This window comes from Vibrio sp. R15-SG3-ISO1A (assembly GCF_059833955.1).
This window is the reverse complement of record NZ_JCBDGH010000083.1, coordinates 124,373-144,084: the sequence shown is the minus strand read 5'-3', so window position 1 is coordinate 144,084 and position 19,712 is coordinate 124,373. Positions and strand designations below refer to the sequence as shown.

Below are 19,712 nucleotides of genomic sequence, written 5' to 3'. Positions count from 1 at the left end.
TCGATGTTGTGCTTTTCGACTGTGTCATCAGCATAGTAGTAGTCGTTGACACCGCTGCTTTCACCATCGGCACAAATGATGATGTAGTACTGCTGGTTGAACTCGATCAAATCGCCGTCCATTATCTTGCGGCGTTTGCGCGTTTCTATTTCACCATTCACCGCGACATAGCCTTCAGAGATAATGTGCTTGGCTTCACCGCCACCACTGACGAGATTGGCGATTTTAAAGATCTTATAAAGCTCAATAGGTTGCGAGTCGATTTCAATACCGATCGCTTCAATTTCAATCTCTTCTGACTCATACTCAGACATAACGGGTTCTCACAAATCCTGATGCTACACGTTTCTTGCATCACTATTACTACAATCGTGCCGCGCAGTGTACTGGCATCGAACAAAGATGCAATCTATTGCGTTAAATCTTTAATGATCGGGCACTCACTGCTCGCATCACCCGGGCAAGCGGCGATCCACTCTTTGAGCTGCTTTTCAATCTCTTGCAACTGGCGAATCTTGTTTTGCACTTCATCCAGTTTGACTTGTGCTCTGGCTTTCACCTCACTGCTTTTACGCTGCGGGTTATGCGCCAGTTGGACGAACTCCTTACATTCTTGCAAAGAGAAGCCGGCGTTTTTTGCTCTCGAGATTAAGTTCAGCTCTTGGACCTGTTGTTCGCCATACTCGCGATAGCCGGAATCACTGCGACTTGGCGGGGTAATGAGGCCTTTTTCTTCATATAAGCGGATAGACTTGCTGGATAGGCCAGTCAGTTCTGCGACGCTGCCAATGTTCATGCGCTCTCCTTTCGTCTTATGTTGGGTTATGTTGTACTACGAAATGATCGCTGATGCACCTATCTAGTGCCCAAAACATCTAGGCCCAAAATGAAAAAGCTCACCCCGAAAGGGGTGAGCATAGCTAGCAATATTCGCCAGCAAATAAGGACAGTCGTTTACCTAGAACTTATAGGTAGATACGTGCGCCGATAACCCACATGTCGTTAGTTTCAACTTTCACGTTTTGTGGTTTGTCGTTTAGATCGAACTGGTACGCAGTGTAACCTACGAAGTTTGGCTTGAAGTTGTATTCAACTTGTAGCGCTACTTCTTCACGAGCAGTCGTTTTTGGTGCACCGTCGATTAGCTTGCCTTCAACCATTTCGTAGTTAACGATGAAGTTTAGGCTATTTGGTAGAGCGTAAGACGCTAGGAATTCATATGCGTCTGACTCTTCCATTAGGAGGCTTGCATCTGCTTGGCTACCAATGCTGTTCATAAATTCGTTAGAGGCATAAACACCCGCTACATATAGACCTTTACCATATGAGCCGTAAGCAGCTGATACAACGTGTGAAGTTGCCGATTCTGCTTTATTAAACGCTGCACCATTGATGTCGCCAGAGTTGTACGCATAACCTAACTTAGCGCCCATAATTGAGTATGAGATTGTTGCTTGAACACGGTCTTTTACATCGAACTTAAATTTTTCGTTAGGCGTGTAACCTAGCTCCTCGTCACGTTGTTGACCTTGCCAAGCAAGACCAAAGTCTAGTGCGCCAGCTTCACCTAGCTCTACTCCGTTACGGTAAGAGATCATGTTCTCGCCACGACCCGTACCAAATGCACCGTGGTTGTCGTAGATAAAGTCGTTAGCAAACGCAATTGGCATATCTGCTACACCCGCTACGTCGTAGTAAGGTGCCCACTGAGTACCTGCGACTGCGCGGCCGAAATCTTCATGAGTTAAACCAACGTAACCTAGACGAGTTGTGAAAGTGTTGTCACCGCCGTCTAGGTAGTTCAGTTGCCATTCGCCGCGAGCGTCAGCTGTGAAGCCGTTGCCTAGGTCTTGAGTAGCGGTAAAGTTGATGCGTGGAGAGTTAGAACCAACGCCAGTGTCGCCTTGCTCAGAACCGTTTAGGTTAACTGATACGTGACCGCCAACTGCGAAAGTCGTACCGTCGTTGTTGTAAAGCTCAACCGCCATTGCTGTTGAAGAAAGAGAGGCAATGGCTACTGCAAGAATCGTTTTTTTCATCATAAAGTCCATATTGAATCAGCCCATTCGATAAACGTAACGAAATGAGCGGGTTATCACGTTTGATTACGTGGGATGCACTTTATCTTGAAAGTTCGATGAAGCTCTCAAAAACATGATAAAACGTTAGAGATTTAAAATTGCACATAAAAACAATGGCTTATTGTAGGTGTTTTGTGTTTTTATATTTTTTATTGGTTATTTTTAGATTGTTTTTAGGCGTTGATGAGTATGACGGGTCTTTTGTTGCATTTGTGTTATTTGGTTTGTGAATGGGTGGGTGTGAAATTTTACCTTTCGCTAACTGGTTGTACCTGTCAATCTCTACAAACATAACCTTTTGAACGGTGGTTTGAGCCTCTTGTTAGAGGCTATGGGATTGAGTGAGTGGGGCCGCTGTCTGAGTCGTGTGGTCATGAGTCCAACGAATGGCTTGGTCAAGCGCCATGGCTGGGCTGTAGTAATACCCTTGGATATAGTCGCAGCCATAGCCTTTCAGTGTGCGAAGCACCGATTGATCTTCTACGCCCTCAGCGACCACGGTATACCCTAAGCCGTGCGCCAAAGTGATGGCGTTGGCGACAATAGAGTCGTTGCGATCATTGGTGTCAAGTTGATACAAAAAAGAGCGGTCGATTTTAATTTGATCGACGGGCAAGTCACGCAATAAAGAGAGAGAAGAGTAGCCGGTACCAAAGTCATCCAAGCTGATTTTGAACCCTAACGCCCGAATCGAAGAGAGCAGTTTCTCTGGGCTATGCAAACGGTTGATGGCGGTGCTTTCCGTTATTTCCAGTACGATGTAATCGGTCATCGCTGGGTGTTCGTCAACCAACTCACGCAGTTGATTGACCAAACCTTGGCCCATCAAATCTTTGGCGGACAGGTTAATGTGAACAGGATAATGAATACCACTTTGCTGAAAATGCGCAATATCCCGCGTCACTCGTTTTAGCACCCAATTGGTGATTGAAACGATTTTGTGGCTCTGCTCGGCAATAGGGATAAAGTCGACGGGGCTAATCACCGTACCGTCATCTTTTATCCAGCGAATCAGGGCTTCATAGCCACACACCGCCTCTTTTTTACTATTGATGATCGGCTGATAGAAAATTTGGAACTCGTTGCTTTCGAGTGCCGCATCAATCTGACGTGAGATCTGCAGCTTTTGTTTCGCTCCCTGATACATGTGCTCATCATAATGGGCAATAAGGTTGCCGTTATTTTTCGCCCAATACATCGCCATATCAGCGGATTTCATCAGCGCTTCGGCGCTCAGCCCGTGATCGGGGAAGCGGCTTATGCCAATCGCTGCGCTGCTTGTCAACTCAAACCCTTCGAGTAGAAAGGGTTGGCTCAACGCTTTGTTGATCTTCTTGGCCAATTTAAGCCCTTCTGTGCGATGCTCGAGCTTGGCAATCACCGCAAATTCATCACCACCAAGACGCGCCAACATCGCATCTTGGCCCATCAAGGCACTCAATCTGTGACCGATTTGAATCAAGAGTTGATCACCACAAAAATGGCCCATGCCATCATTGACTTGTTTGAAGTTGACAATATCGAGCAGCAGAAACTGAAAAGTGCGCCCGTTGACAATGTACTCATCCAAGGCGTCGATGCAGTACTTGCGATTGGGTAATCCGGTGAGCGAGTCATGCAGTGAGTTGTATTTCTCTTGCTCGGCCAAATCCTTTAGGCGAGAAATACTGCTTAAACTAAAACGCGTCACCATAAAGACGAACACGCTGCCGGCAAAAAGAATGCTGCTGAGTGCAAACATCACATGACCGACATCACTGTCATTAAGCAAAATAAGGAATATGGCACTGTAGCCAGCGATAAAAAGAAAGATCAATATTGTCAGCAACCGCCAACCAATGTAGCGAGTGTTGTTGCAGATCTCACGCGCGGTCGCAAGGCTCGCGGCGAGTAGGAGAATGCCAAGGGCAATAAAGCTTATCGCAATGGTTGACACATTTATCTCTCATCAGCGGATTAACAACAAAGTAGGTCAGTGTCATGGGTACACAACTGAATGAACACTGCTTTTTCAAGTGTAGGCGTGTTCTTACGGGAATACCAAACGGCGTCTCATCCGATGTTTGCAACATTTGGGTTTGCGTTCGCTTTTTGTCAGATAACAACACGCTGTGTAATCCTAAAATCGGTGACAATTTGTATTAATTTTTAGCTAAGAAAAAATTCAGACTTTGCGGCAGATCAATAAATTTTATCTGATTTGTTTAATGTTGATAAAATTAGTTGAAAGATTAAAAAAATATTGAATAATGATTTTAAGTAGATGAAGCAGACGGCTTTCCCCACTCACGTTGAAACAGGAACTCTCCCCCATGTCTAATTCGTACGTTCTAGTGATTAACTCTGGTAGTTCTTCACTAAAATTCGCAGTGATTGATTCTGCCACTGGTGACGCAATCGTTTCCGGTTTGGGTGAATGCTTTGGATTGCCCGAAGCGACCATCAGTTGGAAGTTTAATGGCGAGAAAACAGAAGAAGCAGTTGACGCGCCAGACAACCATCATCAGCACGCCATTAATCGTATTGTATTACTCATCGAGTCGCTAGGTCTGGACAAGGATTTGGTCGCTGTGGGTCACCGCATTGTTCATGGTGGTGAGAAATTCACCTCAACGGTTCGTATCGATGCAGACGTGCTGGCAGAGATCGAAAACCTTTCTGATCTTGCTCCATTGCACAACCCTGCTGGCGCGAAAGGCATCAAAGCGGCGATGGACGCTTTCCCTGTACTGCCACAGTTTGCCGTGTTCGATACTGCTTTCCACCAAACCATGCCACAAAAAGCGTTTACAGGCGCAATTTCCAACGAACTGTACAAACAATACGGTATTCGTCGCTACGGCTTCCACGGTACGAGTCACTACTTCGTTAGCCGAGAAGCGGCAAAAATGCTGGATAAACCCGTCGAGTCGTGCAGCTTCATCACCGTTCACCTGGGTAACGGCGCGTCTGTGTGTGCTATTAAAGATGGTCAGTCAGTCGATACCTCAATGGGTTTCACTCCGCTAGCGGGCCTTATGATGGGTACTCGTTCCGGTGACCTAGACCCAGGTATCATCGAGTTCTTGATGAAAAAAGGTTGGACCCAAGAGCAAGTCTTTGAAACGCTCAACAAGAAATCAGGTTTCTTGGGCGTATCGGGTGTGACTTCTGACGCGCGCGGTATTCTTCAAGCAATGGAAGAGGGACACGAAGGCGCGAAATTGGCATTCGAGGTATTCACTTACCGCGTTGCCAAATACATCGGTTCATACCTGATCCCTCTCGATCGCCTAGATGCGGTCATTTTCACCGGTGGTATCGGTGAAAACGCGCTGGATATCCGCCGTGAGATCTTAAACAACCTAGGTCTACTTGGCTTTGTCGAAGATGTGAAGGGTAACGAAGACGCACGCTTTGGCAGCGCGGGTATCATTGGTAAGTCTGAGCTGCTTAACGCACTTGCCCTAGTGATTCCAACTAACGAAGAATTTGTGATTGCCCAACAGTCGGTTGAATTGCTTTAATTACATTTAAAATCAAATGGATAGAAGCGAGCTTTGTGCTCGCTTTTTTTGTGCTCATATGTTGGATAGGCCATCGCAAAGCAGCGCCTGACGGCACCTCCATTACTCGCTCTATTGACTTCTATAGTTCATTTTTGTGCCCTTAATTCTGCAAGGTTCGTGTTGACTTGTTTTTGCCCTAAAAAGAGCTGCGCCTAGAATTGTAACGTTATTCAACTTACTAAGTTTGAGATACAAAAAGTAATAGATGCTAGAATTCATTTCATCGCCCTCAATGAAATGAATTCTATTGCTTAAAAGTCGTGCGCCACTGAGCTGGCGATACATGAAATGCAGATTTAAAGTGCTTTCTGAATACGCTGTCAGAGCCAAAACCCGCTTGCTCTGCAACTTGAGGTATCGATAGTTTCGTGGTTTCTAGTAGGCGTTGGCTGAGCACCAAACGCTGATTTTGAAGCCATTCACCAAATGTACAGCCATAGGTGGATTTAAACTGGCGTGTGAAGGTACGTTTGCTCATCGCACATCGCTCAGCGACTTCATCTAGTGAATGAGACTGATTGAGACTCTGCTCAACCTGCTCAATCACAAGGTTAATACTTGTCTTTGTGAGGGGTTTTATGTTGACTGGTGCTGGTATGTATTGTTGCTGGCCACCATTACGAGATGGTGCTGTCACCATCTTACGTGCAAGATCATTCGCAAGCTCACTACCACACAAACGGCGCACTATGTGCAGACAGCAATCGAGTGAAGCGGCAACTCCAGCAGAGGTGATGATAGTCTCATGTTCAACAAATAGAGGGTTTGGGTCAAAATTCACCTTAGGAAATTGCTGCTGAAATTGTTCGGTAAATGCCCAGTGGCTTGTGGCTCGTTTGCCATCGAGAACGCCAGCACACGCGAGAACATAAGAACCAAGGCAGAGCCCTACCAGCAACTTCCCTTTATCATGATGCTCTATTAACGCCTCTAGAAGTCGTTCACTTGGCTCTGGCAGGTCATTTGGCCAGCTTGGAATAATTATAATATCGGCTTCTTGGGTAGTACTTAAATCGCTATCTACCACCACACCAAATCCAGAGCTTGTTTCAAACCGCAAGCTGTTTTCGCTACAGATCCTCAAGTTAAACCGAGTCGGTTGACCGAAAAAGATATCTTGAAACACCAGACAGGGCACAGAGAGATGAAAAGCACTGATGCCTTCAAAGGCTATCATAGTAATTTTAATTAACTCGCTTGATTTGTTCATGAATGTCTCGATTTGCGCGAACATTGACTTTCAGGACACTAACACAAAAAGTCGACAAGTAGCATACTAAATCGTATAGAGAACATGACTTGTTAGTGAGTATAGAGAGGCATTATGAGGATCCACCACCTACGTAGCGCAACTTTTATCATTGAATCTGGCGAAACATTTATCCTTATTGATCCTATGTTGGGTAAAAAAGGCTCATTACCTCCCTTTTCGGTACTTAAAGCCAAACCAGCCAGAAACCCTACCGTTGAAATGCCAAATAATGCAAAGGAATTACTTACCAAGGTCACTCACACGCTGATCACTCATAGTCGAACTTTAGGTATTAAAGCTCTTCAGCATGCAGATCACCTAGACTCAGCAGGTGAGGCGTTTTTAACAAGTCGTAATATCCCAGTTGCGACACCAGCCAAAGATAAAGCCTATCTAGAAAAATATGGCTTAAGGGTAAATTGGGGAATTAAAGACTGGGAAACTATCGACTTTCTAGGTGGAAAGCTCACAGCGGTGCCTGCTTTGCACGGACATGGGTGGATTCATAAGGTAATGGCTAATGGTGTTGGATTTTTCTTGGATCTTCCCAATGAGCCTTCTATTTACATTAGCGGTGATACAGTTCTAACCGATGATGTAAAACGAGCATTGAATGAGTTGAAACCTGATATCACAGTAGTAGCCGCTGGTCGTGCTCGTATGGACGTTGGTCAACCGTTATTGATGTCTATTGATGAAGTAATGGAGTTTATCCATCTTTCCCCTAACAATGTGATTGCGAACCATATGGAGGCACTAAACCACTGTGCAGTGACTCGACCAATTCTTAAAGAAGCAATTGATAAAAACGGTTTGTCAGATAAAGTCCTTATTCCTGCTGATGGTGAAACCTTGGAGTTTTAGATACCTGAACTAATCCGATGACTCTCGATTTAAGTAAATAATCTAAATGATTTATGCCCCTATCTGTGTTGCGAGCGTTTAGCTACTCGGTTCTCTAAAGCGTAATTTGATATACTCTTCCTTATGCTTATATCTCCAACTAAATTTGCTAATCCACTATAAACTGCTGTGCAATATTTGACCTGCAAATATCACTAAATTATCAGCGTCATCATTTTGCCATTGCAATGTTCAATGGCAAAATGATGATTTGAGGTACGGTGTGCCCCTAACTGAAGTGTGTTAACCCACTATACGTCTCACCAAGTAAAAGTGCTTTTTACCGCGTTGAAGTAACCAGTACTGGTCGAACAGCGGGAAGTTCAAGTTTGGGTTTTCTGCATCAACTTTCTCGCCATTCACACTGATGGCGTTGCTGCCAATCAGTTCACGGGCAATGCGTTTTGATTTGGCTAAGCCTGACTCAACCAGAAGCTCTAACAAGTCTCGCTCAGCACTTTGCATATTGGGCAAGCCATCGAGTTCCAACTGTTTTAGCTCGCTCAAACTTAGCTGCTGCACATTGCCGCTAAATAGCGCTTGAGTGATTCGCTCTGCTCTTGCTAAGCCTTCTTCACCGTGGACAAAACGCGTCATTTGCTCAGCTAGGATACGCTGTGCTTGTGGTTTGCCTTTGCTCTCTTTGTCTTGTGCTTCAATTGCAGCAATCTCATCGCAACTCAAGAAGGTATAGTAGCGCAGGAAGTGGTAAACATCGGCATCTTCCGCGGATAACCAGAATTGGTAGAAAGCGTAAGGCGAGGTCTTACTTGGATCTAACCACACTGCGCCACCTTCGGTTTTACCAAATTTAGTGCCGTCAGATTTGGTGATCAAAGGTAAGGTTAGACCGAAGACCTGCTCACCATTTTGACGGCGAGTAAGGTCAATGCCGCTAACAATGTTGCCCCATTGGTCATTGCCACCGATTTGTAGGCGGCAGCCGTACTGACGGTTTAGTTCTGCGAAGTCGTAAGATTGCAGCAGTGCGTAACTGAACTCGGTAAATGAGATGCCTTGATCTGGACGTTGTAAACGTAGCTTCACCGACTCTCGGCTGATCATGGTATTTACGGAGAAATGCTTACCTACGTCGCGGAAGAAGTCGATCACGTTAATCTTCTTCACCCAATCTGTGTTATTTACCATGATCATTGGCTTGCTGACTTGGTTATTCATCAACTGTTGAATTTGATTCGACAGATCTTGTACCCAGCCCGTTACGGTTTCTTCTGAGTTTAAGCTTCGCTCAGTGGCTTTAAAGCTCGGGTCACCGATCATACCCGTTGCACCACCAATCAGAGCAATGGCTTGATGTCCTGCGTCTTGAAAGCGCTTGAGCATAATTAGTGGTACAAGGTGGCCAATGTGCAGGCTACCTGCGGTTGGATCGAAACCGCAGTACAAGGTTTGTGGCGTAGAAAGCAGTTTTTGAACTTGGTCTAAATCGCTCGCTTGGGCAATCAAGCCGCGAGCTTGTAAATCTTCAATCAGTGTCATCGTCTTATCTTTATCTGGTTTGGTTGTATTCAGATTAAAAGGCGATGCGGAATCGAGATATATCCCTAAAGGGACAGTTTGTTATCTTGATTGAGTGATCAGGTGGTTAAGAAACAGCTGAAAGAACTCGCTCAACGACGCCACATTCAGTTGTGCGTAGATGCGTTTACGGTGGTTCTTAACGGTGCCCTCAGCCACATCTAGCTGCGTTGTAATCTCTTTGCTGTCATAGCCTTGCGCGATCAATGCCGCGATTTCTTGTTCTCGATTAGTGAGGACGGTTTGGCCAAACGATGCCAGTGCGGATTCAATCGCGGCACGCATTTGTCCTGAATAGACGTTAGGGCTGAAGACTGGTTCGGCGAGTGTAAACTCGGTTTGTTTCCAGTGCTGTTGGCACAAAGACTGAATAATCGCGAAGTAAGATTTGAGCTTGGTGACTTGAGCCTTGGTGAAGCGCTTATCGTCCTGCATAAAACCGAAGTAGAGCATCACCCAACGTGTCGGCTCGATTTCGATCAGCATACTAAGTTCATCCTTCCAGCCCGTTTGATGGTAAAACTGCTCACAGTAGGCTTGGTAATCGAGATCGTTGCGCGCGACGTCTTTACCTACGACATCTTTGAGCGTGAAGATGCCTTGCTCTTTGTTGGCGTTAAGCTTCTGGTAAAACGGGTCGTTTTGAAAAGAGGTGGTGAGATAACGCTGGAACAAAAGCTCGCGTTCATTTTCAATCGAATCATACAAGTAGATAGGGTGTTTGCCTTCGCGGTAGCCGAGGATCACCGCGCAATCAAAACTCAATAACGAAGCAATAACGCGCATCAGTTTAGGCGTAAAGCTTGGTGAGTTAAGAGCAGAAATTGTCTCTGCAAGTTGAGTGTTGAATGCGTCGTTAGGCATGGGGATTCGCGAGTCAATAAAGATTGGGATAAGCATAACGCAACAGGCTGTTACCCCAAAGTTATCTGTATTGGATAATTGAATTTGGCCCCCTTCATGTCATTCTGAGTGTATGGTTGCAATACTTGAGGTAATCCAAAAAATTAGAGTGTGTTATGGTTCGTAACGCGTTTATGTCCAAATCCCTGTTAGTAGGTGCGATACTAATAGAAACCCAACCAACGAAGAATTTGTGATTGCCCAACAGTCGGTTGAGTTGCTTTAATTTGATTTAAAATCAAATAGATAGAAGCGAGCCTTGTGCTCGCTTTTTTTGTTATCATATGTTGGATAGACCATCGCAAAGCAGCGCATGACGGCACCTCCATTACTCGCTCTATTGACTTCTGTAGTTCATTTTGTGCCCTTAAGTCTGCAAGGTTCGTCTTGACTTGTTTTTGCCTCATTCCAATTTAGTCTCAATATTAAGACGCTAATTTCTCATAGTTATCGACTTACTTTTCCTAATCTAACTTATCTCTCAGAAGCACTGTTTAATTGGGAAATTGACATATATGAAAGATAAGATATATGATATTTCATATGTTTTATAGCATTGAATGGTTCCTATGTTTGATCCAATCCTTCTTTACAAAGCACTTTCTGAAGAAACTCGGCTTAAGTCTTTGCTTTTAATGCAGAAGCAAGGCGAGTTGTGTGTCTGTGATCTCATGGAAGCGCTGAATCTTAGTCAACCCAAAGTATCTCGGCATCTTGCCGAATTGCGAAAGCACGAGCTTGTTCTGGATAAGCGGCGTGGTAAGTGGGTTTATTACCGTGTCAATCCCGCGCTAGCTCTTTGGGTCAAGCAAGTGCTGGAGATCACCCTTAAGCATAATTTGACATTTATCGAGTCAGAGTTGCAGTTCATCAAAGGCAAATCATGTACGAATGTTGTGAACGAATAATGCTCTATTCCGTTGGTTTATCAATTTTAAATGAAAGAGGTTTGTATGAGTAATGTCTCAAGCTGTGTCGAAACCAGCGCATCTGAAAAAATGAGTTTTCTTGATCGATACTTAACCGTATGGATTTTTCTTGCAATGGCAGTTGGTGTCGGGATTGGCGTGTTATTTCCTCAAGTCGCTCAGTGGAACGAAAGCCTATCTGTTGGTTCAACCAATATCCCACTTGCTATTGGCCTCATCTTAATGATGTACCCGCCATTGGCGAAAGTGAACTATAGCCTTTTAGGTGAGGTAACTCGTGATAAACGCGCGATAACGCTTTCTTTAGTGATGAACTGGCTCGTGGGACCGATTTTGATGTTCACCTTGGCCATCATTTTCTTACGTGATCAACCTGGCTATATGGTGGGACTTATTCTGATTGGCCTTGCTCGATGCATCGCAATGGTGTTGGTTTGGAATGACATCAGCGGCGGAAACAAAGAGTACGGAGCAACCTTAGTTGCCTTAAATAGCGCGTTTCAGATTGTCACGTACAGTTTTATGGCATGGCTGTTTATTACTGTTTTACCCCCTTACTTTGGTCTTGAAAGTTTCGTTGTTGACATCACTATCTGGGATATTGCACAAAGCGTCTTAATTTATTTAGGCATCCCTTTCTTAGCAGGGTTCCTAAGCCGTAAGCTATTGGTCTCAGCAAAAGGTGAACAGTGGTATAACGAAGTCTTCATCCCTCGTATTTCGCCAATTACCCTGATTGCGCTTTTAGCAACCATCGTTTTGATGTTTAGCCTGAAAGGTGAAATGATCATTGAGTTACCGATGGATGTATTCCGTATTGCAGTACCACTTATCATCTATTTTATGGTGATGTTTTTTGTGAGCTTTTACATTGGGAAGCGTATGGGTATTCCTTACGACCAAAATGCATCCATCGCCTTTACTTCATCTGGTAACAACTTCGAGCTAGCTATCGCCGTATCAATCGCTGTATTTGGATTAAACTCTGACCAAGCATTTGCGGGTGTGATTGGACCTTTGGTAGAGGTGCCTGTCTTAATCGCGTTGGTTAACGTCGCCTTGAGAATGAAGCGTAAATATTATGCCTAAGAGCAGTATTTCGAAACAAACTTCAGCAGTGCCATGTCTCATTGAGACATGGCATCTTTCCGAGTCCGAGCTTTACTACTGGTTGCTTAAGCAAACAGGTGATCCTGAGCTGAGCTTTGATTTACTACAAGATACCTTCTTGAAGGCGTTAAAGCAGAAGCAAGCGTTTTGCGATATTCAAAACCAAAGAGCGTGGCTATATCGGGTAGCGCGGAATATGCTCATTGATAAGCAACGTAAGGCGAATCAAGAACAAGTCCAGGATCTGAGAGATAATGAGCCGATATGGGAAAAACATGAACTTCCCGCCGTCGATAGCCTTGCGCAATGTCTACCTAAAGCGCTATCAAAACTGACTGCGTCTGAAAGCGAAATTATCAAACAGTGTGACCTACAAGGTCTTACTCAAGAGCAGTTTTCCGAGCAAAATGGACTCACTTTAGTGGCAACCAAATCACGTATTCAGCGTGCTAGACAAAAACTCAAACACGTTTTGCAAACGCAATGTCATATACGTTTCGACGAACAACAGCGTGTTTGTTGCTTTTTTCGAGAATAGATCGTTTCTTGAATCTAATTAAGTATCAGAGCACCCCTGTAAAATAAATATTCATAAAATTCTTTGCATCCTTTCGGCACCGACTTCGTCTTAGTCACAAAAGAAATAAATAACGAGGTTGAAGGAGCCGATATGTTTGAAGTCTTTACCCATCTTGCTGATTGGATGACCTACCAGTTATTTGCTATGCAGCAAGGTACTAAGCTGGCAGATACTATTCATTTTTTTATAGAAGACACTAGTAAAATCATGGCGTTGCTGGTCGTCATGATTTATGTCATTGCTTTGTTCCGCGCTTCTTTAAATGTTGAAAAAGTACGACACTATCTTGCGGGAAAGCGCCGTCTTTTTGGCTATGTGACGGGAAGTGTTTTCGGGGCGATCACCCCATTCTGCTCATGTTCAAGCATTCCCGTTTTTCTTGGCTTTACCTCCGCAGGTATCCCACTTGGGATCACCATGGCATTTTTGATTACCTCGCCATTGATCAATGAAATCGCAGTATTGCTTCTGTTTAGCCTACTTGGGTGGAAATTCACCATCATGTACGTCCTGATTGGAATGCTTATCGGGATGTTGAGTGGCTGGTTGCTGGATCTGATAGGAGCAGAGCGTTGGTTACAGCCATTTGCAGCAAAAGCCATGCAGAAAGCCCAAGCCCAACAGCATACTCAGGGAAATCTGAACGTTAGTAACGAAGAGTCTGCAATCACGCTTTTGTATCGACATCAGTTCGCCAAACAAGAAATGGTTGAAATCATCGGTCGGGTTTGGAAATGGGTGTTTATTGGCGTGGGTATAGGTGCAGGCTTACATGGTTTTGTACCTGATGGCTGGATAGAAGCCCACTTAGGCGCAGGTCAGTGGTGGTCGGTTCCAGCTTCAGTCTTAATTGGTATCCCTTTGTATTCCAATGCCACGGGGGTGATTCCTATCATGGAGAGTTTACTGAGAAATGGTCTTCCCATTGGTACGACATTAGCGTTTTGTATGAGCACTGTCGCTGCAAGTGTCCCTGAATTTGTCATGCTAAAACAAGTGATGCAATGGCGCTTACTGGGACTTCTTTTTAGTCTACTGCTGACAGCATTTACTGTTATGGGGTGGATATTTAACTTACTGTTCTGGCAATTTTAGGAGATAAACATGAAAGCATTTAAAGTACTAGGGTCAGGTTGTGCCAACTGCGTTAATACCGCGAAACTGATTGAGAAAGTTGCGGCAGAGCAAGGCGTTGATGTTTCGGTTGAAAAAGTAACCGACCTTGAAACGATCATGAATTATGGCGTGATGTCTACACCAGGCGTTGTCATGGATGAAGAAGTGGTTCACGCAGGTGGGATCCCAAGCTCCGAGAGCGTGATTAATTGGTTATCTCGTTAACACAATATGAATGATAAAAGCCTTCCGTAAGGAAGGCTTTAGAAACAGGCGATAGATAATTGGTAGCTACTGATAGAACCATTAAACTTTCGTGACTCTCATAAAGTGCGCTTTTAAGCGCCATTCACCATAAACTGTACATCTGTGGCTATGTCACTGATATGATCGCCAGCTCGCTCTAGCCCTTTCGCAATGAACAACAGTTCAACCAGTTGTTGAGATGAAGTGTTTTGCTGGTTAAAGCCCTGAATGAGTAGTGTGTATACATCTCGATAATAGGCATCGAGCGTATCATCGCCTTCCCAGACAACATTCGCCTGAGTGGCATTTTTAGTATTGTATGCCTCAATGACACTACGCAGCATTGTCACTAGGTGTAAATGCATCTGGTGGAATATCTCATTAAGTTCATCAGGAATAACTTGCTTGAATTGACTCGATTTTACCGCCATCGATTTTGCATAATCACCGACACGTTCTAACCTGGGTGCGATGCGCATTGATGAGAGAATAAAGCGGAGGTCATCGGCTACGGCATGTTGACGAGCTAATACTCTGGCTCCATGTTGCTCGATGTTACTCAAGCACTGGTTGGCGATACGGTCTTGAGCAACAATGTTATCGGCTAGCTCAGTATTAGGTTTATCAAAGACATCAATCGCTTGCTCGAACTCTTTTAACACAATGCTGGCGAGTTCATTGAGTTCGGTTTTTATCTGTTCTAAGTCACGATCAAATTTCTTTAGTGTATGATTTTCCATTTTATCTTCCTAACCAAAACGGCCTGTGATGTAGTCGCGAGTCTTCTCTTTTGCTGGTGACGTAAACAAGGTATCTGTTGGCGCAAATTCGACCATTTCGCCCATATGCATGTAAGCGGTATAGTGAGAGATACGCGCTGCTTGTTGCATGTTGTGCGTTACCATGACTACCGTAGTCTCTTTGTGCAAGTCGCTCAGTAGGTCTTCAATCTTGGCTGTTGCGATCGGATCTAATGCCGATGTCGGCTCATCCAGTAGCAACAAATCTGGCTTTGGCGCTAATGCTCGCGCGATACAAAGGCGTTGTTGTTGCCCTCCAGATAACCCATAGGCAGAGGTGTGAAGTCTGTCTTTGACTTCATCCCAAATCGCTGCACCTCGTAGCGACTCTTCTGCACGAGCATCAAGCTCGGCTTTGTTACTGACACCGCGAATACGCAGCCCAGCCACCACATTTTCATAAATGCTTTTCGGGAAAGGGTTGGGCTTTTGGAACACCATGCCGACCGTTAAACGGACTAAGCCAGGATCCATATCAATCAGATTGTGAGCACCAGGATGCAACAGGATTTCTCCTTCATAGCGATTGCCTGGATAGAGGTCATGCATTCGGTTAAAGCTGCGCAACAGTGTACTCTTGCCGCAGCCAGATGGGCCAATCAATGCGGTGATCTTTTTATCCGCAATCGGTAAATTGACATTGTGCAAAGCATGAACCTTACCGCCGTACCAGAAATTGAGGTTTTTGACTTCTGCACGAAGCGTCTCTTTCACTGAGGAAGCAGCCGATATCGTTGAGCTGCGTTTCACGTTGTCTTGCTCGGTTGCCGCTGATTGGCTAGAGAAAGTTGAAATGGTTTGTGTCGTCATTGTTTGGTTCTCTCTTACTTCAGGTTACGACGCAGTCGGTATCGGATATAAATGGCAATACCATTCATCAATATTGTCATCGCCATAAGCACAACACCTGTCGCAGCAGCGTTAATGTGGAACTCCGCTTGGGGGCGGGACACCCAGTTAAATAGCTGGATAGGCATCAAAGTGAACGGGCTGGACAACCACTCAAAATTGATAAATGGGAACTCACTTTGGAAAGGTGAACTGGGCAAAAAGGCAATAAAGGTTAGCGCACCAATGGTAATAACAGGTGCAGCTTCACCAATAGCACGAGCCAATCCAACTATCGTGCCAGTTAAAATACCAGGTCTTGCAGCGGGCAATATGTACATGCGCACAGTTTGCCATTGGTCAGCTCCCAGACCATAAGCGGCTTCACGTAGCTCTTGAGGAATGCTGCGAATCGATTCTCGTGTCGATACGATGATGACAGGAAGGATCAGTAGCGCGAGGACTAAGCCCGCCGTAATGATGCTTTCCCCTAAACCAAAACCATAAATAAACAATCCCAAAGCAAGTAAGCCATAGATAATGGAAGGCACGCCCGCTAGGTTACTGACGTTGATTTCAATGATATTAGTCAGCCAGTTCTTTGGCGCATACTCTTCAAGATACAACCCTGCGGCGACCCCAAAGGGGATGGCGATACAAGCCGTCACCAACATCACAAGACTGGTGCCAACCCATGCAGATAAAATACCCGCACGCTCTGGGTGTCGTGAAGGGAAGTTGGTATAAAAGTCAGCGTCAAAAAGACGAGGAAAACCAGAATAAATCAGCTCGGCAAAAACACTGACCAGCAGTGACATCGCAGTAAGTAGGATAATGATCCCAATCGTTGCTACGGTGAGATCGGCTTGTTTATTTTTACGGACGATTTGGTCGAGAGTTAAAGTGGTGTTCTGCATTAGTAAACCTCTCTGAATCGACGGCGTAGGTAGAAACCGAGGATGTTAAAAATCAGAGTGATGATGAAAAGTACTAAGCCTGCGGCAAAGACAGACTGATAGGCAATCGTGCCATGAGGTAAATCTCCCATCGCCATCTGTACGATGAATGATGTGATGGTGGCAGCACCTTCGGTTGGGTCAAAACCAAATCGTGGGTTTTGACCCGCTGCAATCGCTACAACCATAGTTTCACCAACCGCACGTGACATACCTAGAATACAAGCGGCAGTAATGCCAGATAAGGCAGCAGGTATCACGATATGTGTTGCAACACGAAAGCGAGAATAGCCCAATGCATAGCCTGCCTCTCTTAAGTGCATAGGCACAGAGCGCATCGCATCCTCACTCACGGAGGCCGTATACGGTAGGATCATTATCCCCATCACAATACCTGGCGCTAACAAGTTAAAACCTGACAGGCTTGGAATGAAAGTTTGCAGTAGCGGCGTAACAAAAAGTAGCGCAAAGAAGCCATAAACAACCGTTGGTACGCCTTCTAAAAGCTCCAAGAAAGGTTTAACCACTTCTCGTACTCGGTTGCTGGCGTACTCACTCAGATAAATGGCAAGGCCAATCCCCGCAGGAATGGCGACACCAAGAGCAATACCTGCCACGGTGAGTGTTGCTGAGACTAACGTCATCACACCAAAGTGCGCATTAGCAAACATCGGTGTCCACTGAGTGTCAGTGAGAAAATCGAGAATTGATACATGCTGAAAAAAGGGTAATGATTCTGAAACCAGCACGTACACAATACCCATAGTGACAAAAATGGAAGCCAGAGCTGCTGCCATAAGAAGGTAACGACTCACCACATTCCAAAATGCACGTCGCTTTAAAAAGGCTTCAGAGACCAAGAGGCTTGAAGAACTGGATTGAGTAGTATTCATATTCATTGCCTGCGTAAAGAGAACAAGGAGGGCAGCAAAGCTTCCCTCCATGAATCAATACAATAATGACTTACTTAGGAGTACGAGCTAACAGCTCTTCAATACCGACACCGACTTCGGCTCCGTGGAAAACAGAACCCGTACGACGTTGCTTAAAGTTTTGTTGCGCTAACTGGTAGGCTTTGTCAGGCAGTGGGACATAGCCAACTTCTTTTACCAGCTCAGGAGCATGTGAAGTATCCATATAGAAGTCTACGAAACGCTCAACGTGCGCTTTTTCATCGGCTGATTTTTTATTCACGTAGATGAAAATTGGACGAGAGAGTGGTTGGTAAGTTGCATTCTTCGCATTTTCAACACTTGGCGCTACAGGTTGACTCCCTTTCCAACTAATTGGTGCGGCTTTTAGTTTGTCTTTGTTTTCTTCATAGTAAGCCAAACCAAAGAAACCCAGTGCATCAACGTCATTAGAGACCCCTTGTACGATGATGTTGTCGTCTTCGCTGGCGGTGAAATCGCCACGGCTAGACTTGCCTTCAACAATCGCTTCAAGGAAGTAATCATAAGTACCAGAGTCCGTACCAGGACCAAAAAGTTTAAGTGGTCGATCAGGGAAAGCAGGATTCATTTGCTTCCATGTCATAACCTTACCTTGAGCCGCTGGTTCCCAAGCCTTTTTCAGATCTTCGACGTTCAGGTGTTTAACCCAATCATTTTTCGGGTTGATAACCACAGTCAGCGCATCAAGTGCTGCTGGTAGTTCGATAAACTCAATGCCGTTTTCAGCACACAGCTTGCGCTCAGAATCCTTAATTGGTCGAGAGGCATTCGAAATGTCCGTTTCACCGCGACAGAACTTTTTAAAACCACCGCCAGTACCAGAAATACCAACGGTGACCATGGTTTTACCTTTCTCTGCAATCTGAAACTCTTCAGCCATCGCCTCAGTAATAGGGAAAACTGTACTAGAGCCATCAATTTTAACCAGATCACGTGCGAATGCGCCTTGACTAGCTGCGAGTAACGTCGCGCCAACTAAGGCTGCTGACAAAGTATGTTTCATGACTTATCTCCATGTTTTGCGTCATTGATAACTTCGATGGTTACGTTACTACTCATTTGTGACACTTTTGTGTCTGTTTATTTAAATATACATTCATCCATATGTACGAACATAAAAATATGCTGTATGTTTTTACAACTGTGGAATCTTACTTATTGATGAGAATGCCAGAATGGATAAGAGAACTGTACATTTCATTAGCTACCCAACCTCCGATCTGGCTTGTATTGCTGCGCAGCTTCTTTTTAGTCGTTCTAGTGATCGATATCACATCAGCTATGAAAGGTTGCCCAACGAAGAAGACTGCGGCGATACGCTGGATTGCTTTGGATATTTTGGTTATCTCTTTTTAGATGCCTCGGATGAGATAGAGCCTGGCTATGACTATGTCATTGACATCAACTACGCGATGCATCGAGTTGGACGGCGTAGAGAGGCATATCAAAAAAACCTTTATTGGGAAGTGACTTGTAATCAAAATGCAATGGAAGAACTACAGAATCACATTAGCTATTTCTCCTCTCGTTGCGATGTCATCCTGTAACGTTCCTGCATTTTTTGTTGACAGACCTTATATATAAAATAATATATACGCATATACATATACCGCAGGACTGAGCATGTTACCTCACCAGTTTTTTAAATTAATTTCAGATGAAACGCGGGTTCGTTGCTTGTTGATGATTGCCCGTGAAGAAAAGGTCTGTGTCGGGGAACTGACAGAAGCCCTTAACGAAAGCCAGCCTAAAATTTCTCGCCACCTTGCATTGCTACGTTCAAGTGGTGTGGTGGTTGATACCCGTCAGGGGCAATGGGTTTTTTACCGCTTATCGGATCAGCTTCCTGGTTGGATGAGAAAACAGATCCAAGGGCTAGTTGACTCTAACTGCCTAAAAGCAGAATACCAGCAAGATATTCAACGCTTATCCGAGATGAAATCTCGTCCAGAATGTTGTGTTTAAAGG

At 44.8% G+C, this 19,712-nt stretch carries 21 protein-coding genes; 9 read left to right on the top strand and 12 right to left on the bottom strand.

The window, feature by feature from the left end; translation table 11 throughout:
• The 4 genes from AC6R0L_RS14450 to AC6R0L_RS14435 form a co-directional block, all read right to left on the bottom strand.
• A partial coding sequence (locus AC6R0L_RS14450) for an RNA-binding S4 domain-containing protein (protein WP_500629557.1) occupies positions 1-314 on the bottom strand: 314 nt, incomplete at its 3' end.
• A gap of 95 nt (positions 315-409) precedes the next feature.
• Entirely contained in the window at positions 410-796 is a 387-nt protein-coding gene (gene cueR / locus AC6R0L_RS14445) for a Cu(I)-responsive transcriptional regulator (protein WP_500626712.1), read from the bottom strand.
• A 169-nt stretch (positions 797-965) separates the two neighbouring features.
• Complete coding sequence (locus AC6R0L_RS14440) at positions 966-2,039, bottom strand: porin (RefSeq protein ID WP_500629556.1); 1,074 nt, start codon at positions 2,037-2,039, stop codon at positions 966-968.
• A 364-nt stretch (positions 2,040-2,403) separates the two neighbouring features.
• A complete protein-coding gene (locus AC6R0L_RS14435; RefSeq protein ID WP_500629555.1) occupies positions 2,404-4,017 on the bottom strand; it encodes a putative bifunctional diguanylate cyclase/phosphodiesterase in 1,614 nt (537 codons plus the stop codon).
• 376 nt (positions 4,018-4,393) lie between these two features.
• Here AC6R0L_RS14435 and AC6R0L_RS14430 point away from each other — a divergent pair, with 376 nt between their 5' ends.
• Positions 4,394-5,587: an acetate/propionate family kinase gene (locus tag AC6R0L_RS14430; RefSeq protein ID WP_500629554.1), complete on the top strand. Its 1,194-nt coding sequence runs from the start codon at positions 4,394-4,396 to the stop codon at positions 5,585-5,587.
• Positions 5,588-5,873: 286 nt separating this feature from the next.
• Here AC6R0L_RS14430 and AC6R0L_RS14425 read toward each other — a convergent pair whose 3' ends face one another.
• The gene (locus AC6R0L_RS14425) at positions 5,874-6,839 is read right to left on the bottom strand and encodes a GlxA family transcriptional regulator (protein ID WP_500629553.1); all 966 of its coding nucleotides are present in this window, start codon (positions 6,837-6,839) and stop codon (positions 5,874-5,876) included.
• A gap of 114 nt (positions 6,840-6,953) precedes the next feature.
• Between AC6R0L_RS14425 and AC6R0L_RS14420 the strand changes: the two genes are divergently transcribed.
• Positions 6,954-7,745: an MBL fold metallo-hydrolase gene (locus AC6R0L_RS14420; RefSeq protein ID WP_500629552.1), complete on the top strand. Its 792-nt coding sequence runs from the start codon at positions 6,954-6,956 to the stop codon at positions 7,743-7,745.
• Between the two features lie 282 nt (positions 7,746-8,027).
• Here AC6R0L_RS14420 and tyrS read toward each other — a convergent pair whose 3' ends face one another.
• Together tyrS and AC6R0L_RS14410 are read right to left on the bottom strand one after the other, a co-directional pair.
• A complete protein-coding gene (tyrS, locus tag AC6R0L_RS14415) occupies positions 8,028-9,284 on the bottom strand; it encodes a tyrosine--tRNA ligase (RefSeq protein WP_500629551.1) in 1,257 nt (418 codons plus the stop codon).
• A gap of 81 nt (positions 9,285-9,365) precedes the next feature.
• Positions 9,366-10,187, bottom strand: coding sequence for a LuxR family transcriptional regulator (locus tag AC6R0L_RS14410; RefSeq protein ID WP_500629550.1), 822 nt, complete (start codon positions 10,185-10,187; stop codon positions 9,366-9,368).
• A 608-nt stretch (positions 10,188-10,795) separates the two neighbouring features.
• On the opposite strand from AC6R0L_RS14410, the gene AC6R0L_RS14405 reads away from it, so the two are divergent.
• From AC6R0L_RS14405 to AC6R0L_RS14385, 5 genes are all read left to right on the top strand, one after another.
• Positions 10,796-11,134 (top strand): metalloregulator ArsR/SmtB family transcription factor, encoded by a 339-nt coding sequence (locus AC6R0L_RS14405; RefSeq protein ID WP_500629549.1) that lies wholly within the window; start codon positions 10,796-10,798, stop codon positions 11,132-11,134.
• A gap of 45 nt (positions 11,135-11,179) precedes the next feature.
• The gene (gene arsB, locus AC6R0L_RS14400; RefSeq protein WP_500629548.1) at positions 11,180-12,244 is read left to right on the top strand and encodes an ACR3 family arsenite efflux transporter; all 1,065 of its coding nucleotides are present in this window, start codon (positions 11,180-11,182) and stop codon (positions 12,242-12,244) included.
• On the top strand, positions 12,237-12,803 hold the full coding sequence (locus AC6R0L_RS14395; protein WP_500629547.1) for a sigma-70 family RNA polymerase sigma factor: 567 nt from the start codon (positions 12,237-12,239) through the stop codon (positions 12,801-12,803). Before arsB ends, AC6R0L_RS14395 begins: the two co-directional genes overlap by 8 nt.
• Before the next feature lie 132 nt (positions 12,804-12,935).
• Positions 12,936-13,940 carry a permease gene (locus AC6R0L_RS14390; RefSeq protein WP_500629546.1) on the top strand — a complete coding sequence of 335 codons (1,005 nt, stop codon included), beginning with the start codon at positions 12,936-12,938 and terminating at the stop codon, positions 13,938-13,940.
• A 9-nt stretch (positions 13,941-13,949) separates the two neighbouring features.
• Positions 13,950-14,186: a thioredoxin family protein gene (locus AC6R0L_RS14385; RefSeq protein ID WP_161441081.1), complete on the top strand. Its 237-nt coding sequence runs from the start codon at positions 13,950-13,952 to the stop codon at positions 14,184-14,186.
• Between the two features lie 113 nt (positions 14,187-14,299).
• Here the strand turns inward: AC6R0L_RS14385 and phoU are convergent, their stop codons facing one another.
• The 5 genes from phoU to AC6R0L_RS14360 all read right to left on the bottom strand — a co-directional run bounded on the left by phoU (position 14,300) and on the right by AC6R0L_RS14360 (position 18,747).
• Positions 14,300-14,947 carry a phosphate signaling complex protein PhoU gene (gene phoU, locus AC6R0L_RS14380; RefSeq protein WP_263837494.1) on the bottom strand — a complete coding sequence of 216 codons (648 nt, stop codon included), beginning with the start codon at positions 14,945-14,947 and terminating at the stop codon, positions 14,300-14,302.
• Positions 14,948-14,956: 9 nt separating this feature from the next.
• Complete coding sequence (pstB, locus tag AC6R0L_RS14375) at positions 14,957-15,817, bottom strand: phosphate ABC transporter ATP-binding protein PstB (RefSeq protein ID WP_500629545.1); 861 nt, start codon at positions 15,815-15,817, stop codon at positions 14,957-14,959.
• Between the two features lie 14 nt (positions 15,818-15,831).
• Positions 15,832-16,752, bottom strand: coding sequence for a phosphate ABC transporter permease PstA (gene pstA, locus AC6R0L_RS14370; protein WP_500626703.1), 921 nt, complete (start codon positions 16,750-16,752; stop codon positions 15,832-15,834).
• On the bottom strand, positions 16,752-17,684 hold the full coding sequence (gene pstC / locus AC6R0L_RS14365; protein ID WP_500629544.1) for a phosphate ABC transporter permease subunit PstC: 933 nt from the start codon (positions 17,682-17,684) through the stop codon (positions 16,752-16,754). The genes pstA and pstC overlap by 1 nt, the downstream gene beginning before the upstream one ends.
• 70 nt (positions 17,685-17,754) lie before the next feature.
• Positions 17,755-18,747 (bottom strand): PstS family phosphate ABC transporter substrate-binding protein, encoded by a 993-nt coding sequence (locus tag AC6R0L_RS14360; protein WP_500629543.1) that lies wholly within the window; start codon positions 18,745-18,747, stop codon positions 17,755-17,757.
• A 172-nt stretch (positions 18,748-18,919) separates the two neighbouring features.
• On the opposite strand from AC6R0L_RS14360, the gene AC6R0L_RS14355 reads away from it, so the two are divergent.
• The gene (locus AC6R0L_RS14355; protein WP_500626701.1) at positions 18,920-19,291 is read left to right on the top strand and encodes a hypothetical protein; all 372 of its coding nucleotides are present in this window, start codon (positions 18,920-18,922) and stop codon (positions 19,289-19,291) included.
• Between the two features lie 76 nt (positions 19,292-19,367).
• Complete coding sequence (locus tag AC6R0L_RS14350) at positions 19,368-19,709, top strand: metalloregulator ArsR/SmtB family transcription factor (RefSeq protein ID WP_500626700.1); 342 nt, start codon at positions 19,368-19,370, stop codon at positions 19,707-19,709.
• Positions 19,710-19,712 lie beyond the last annotated feature (3 nt).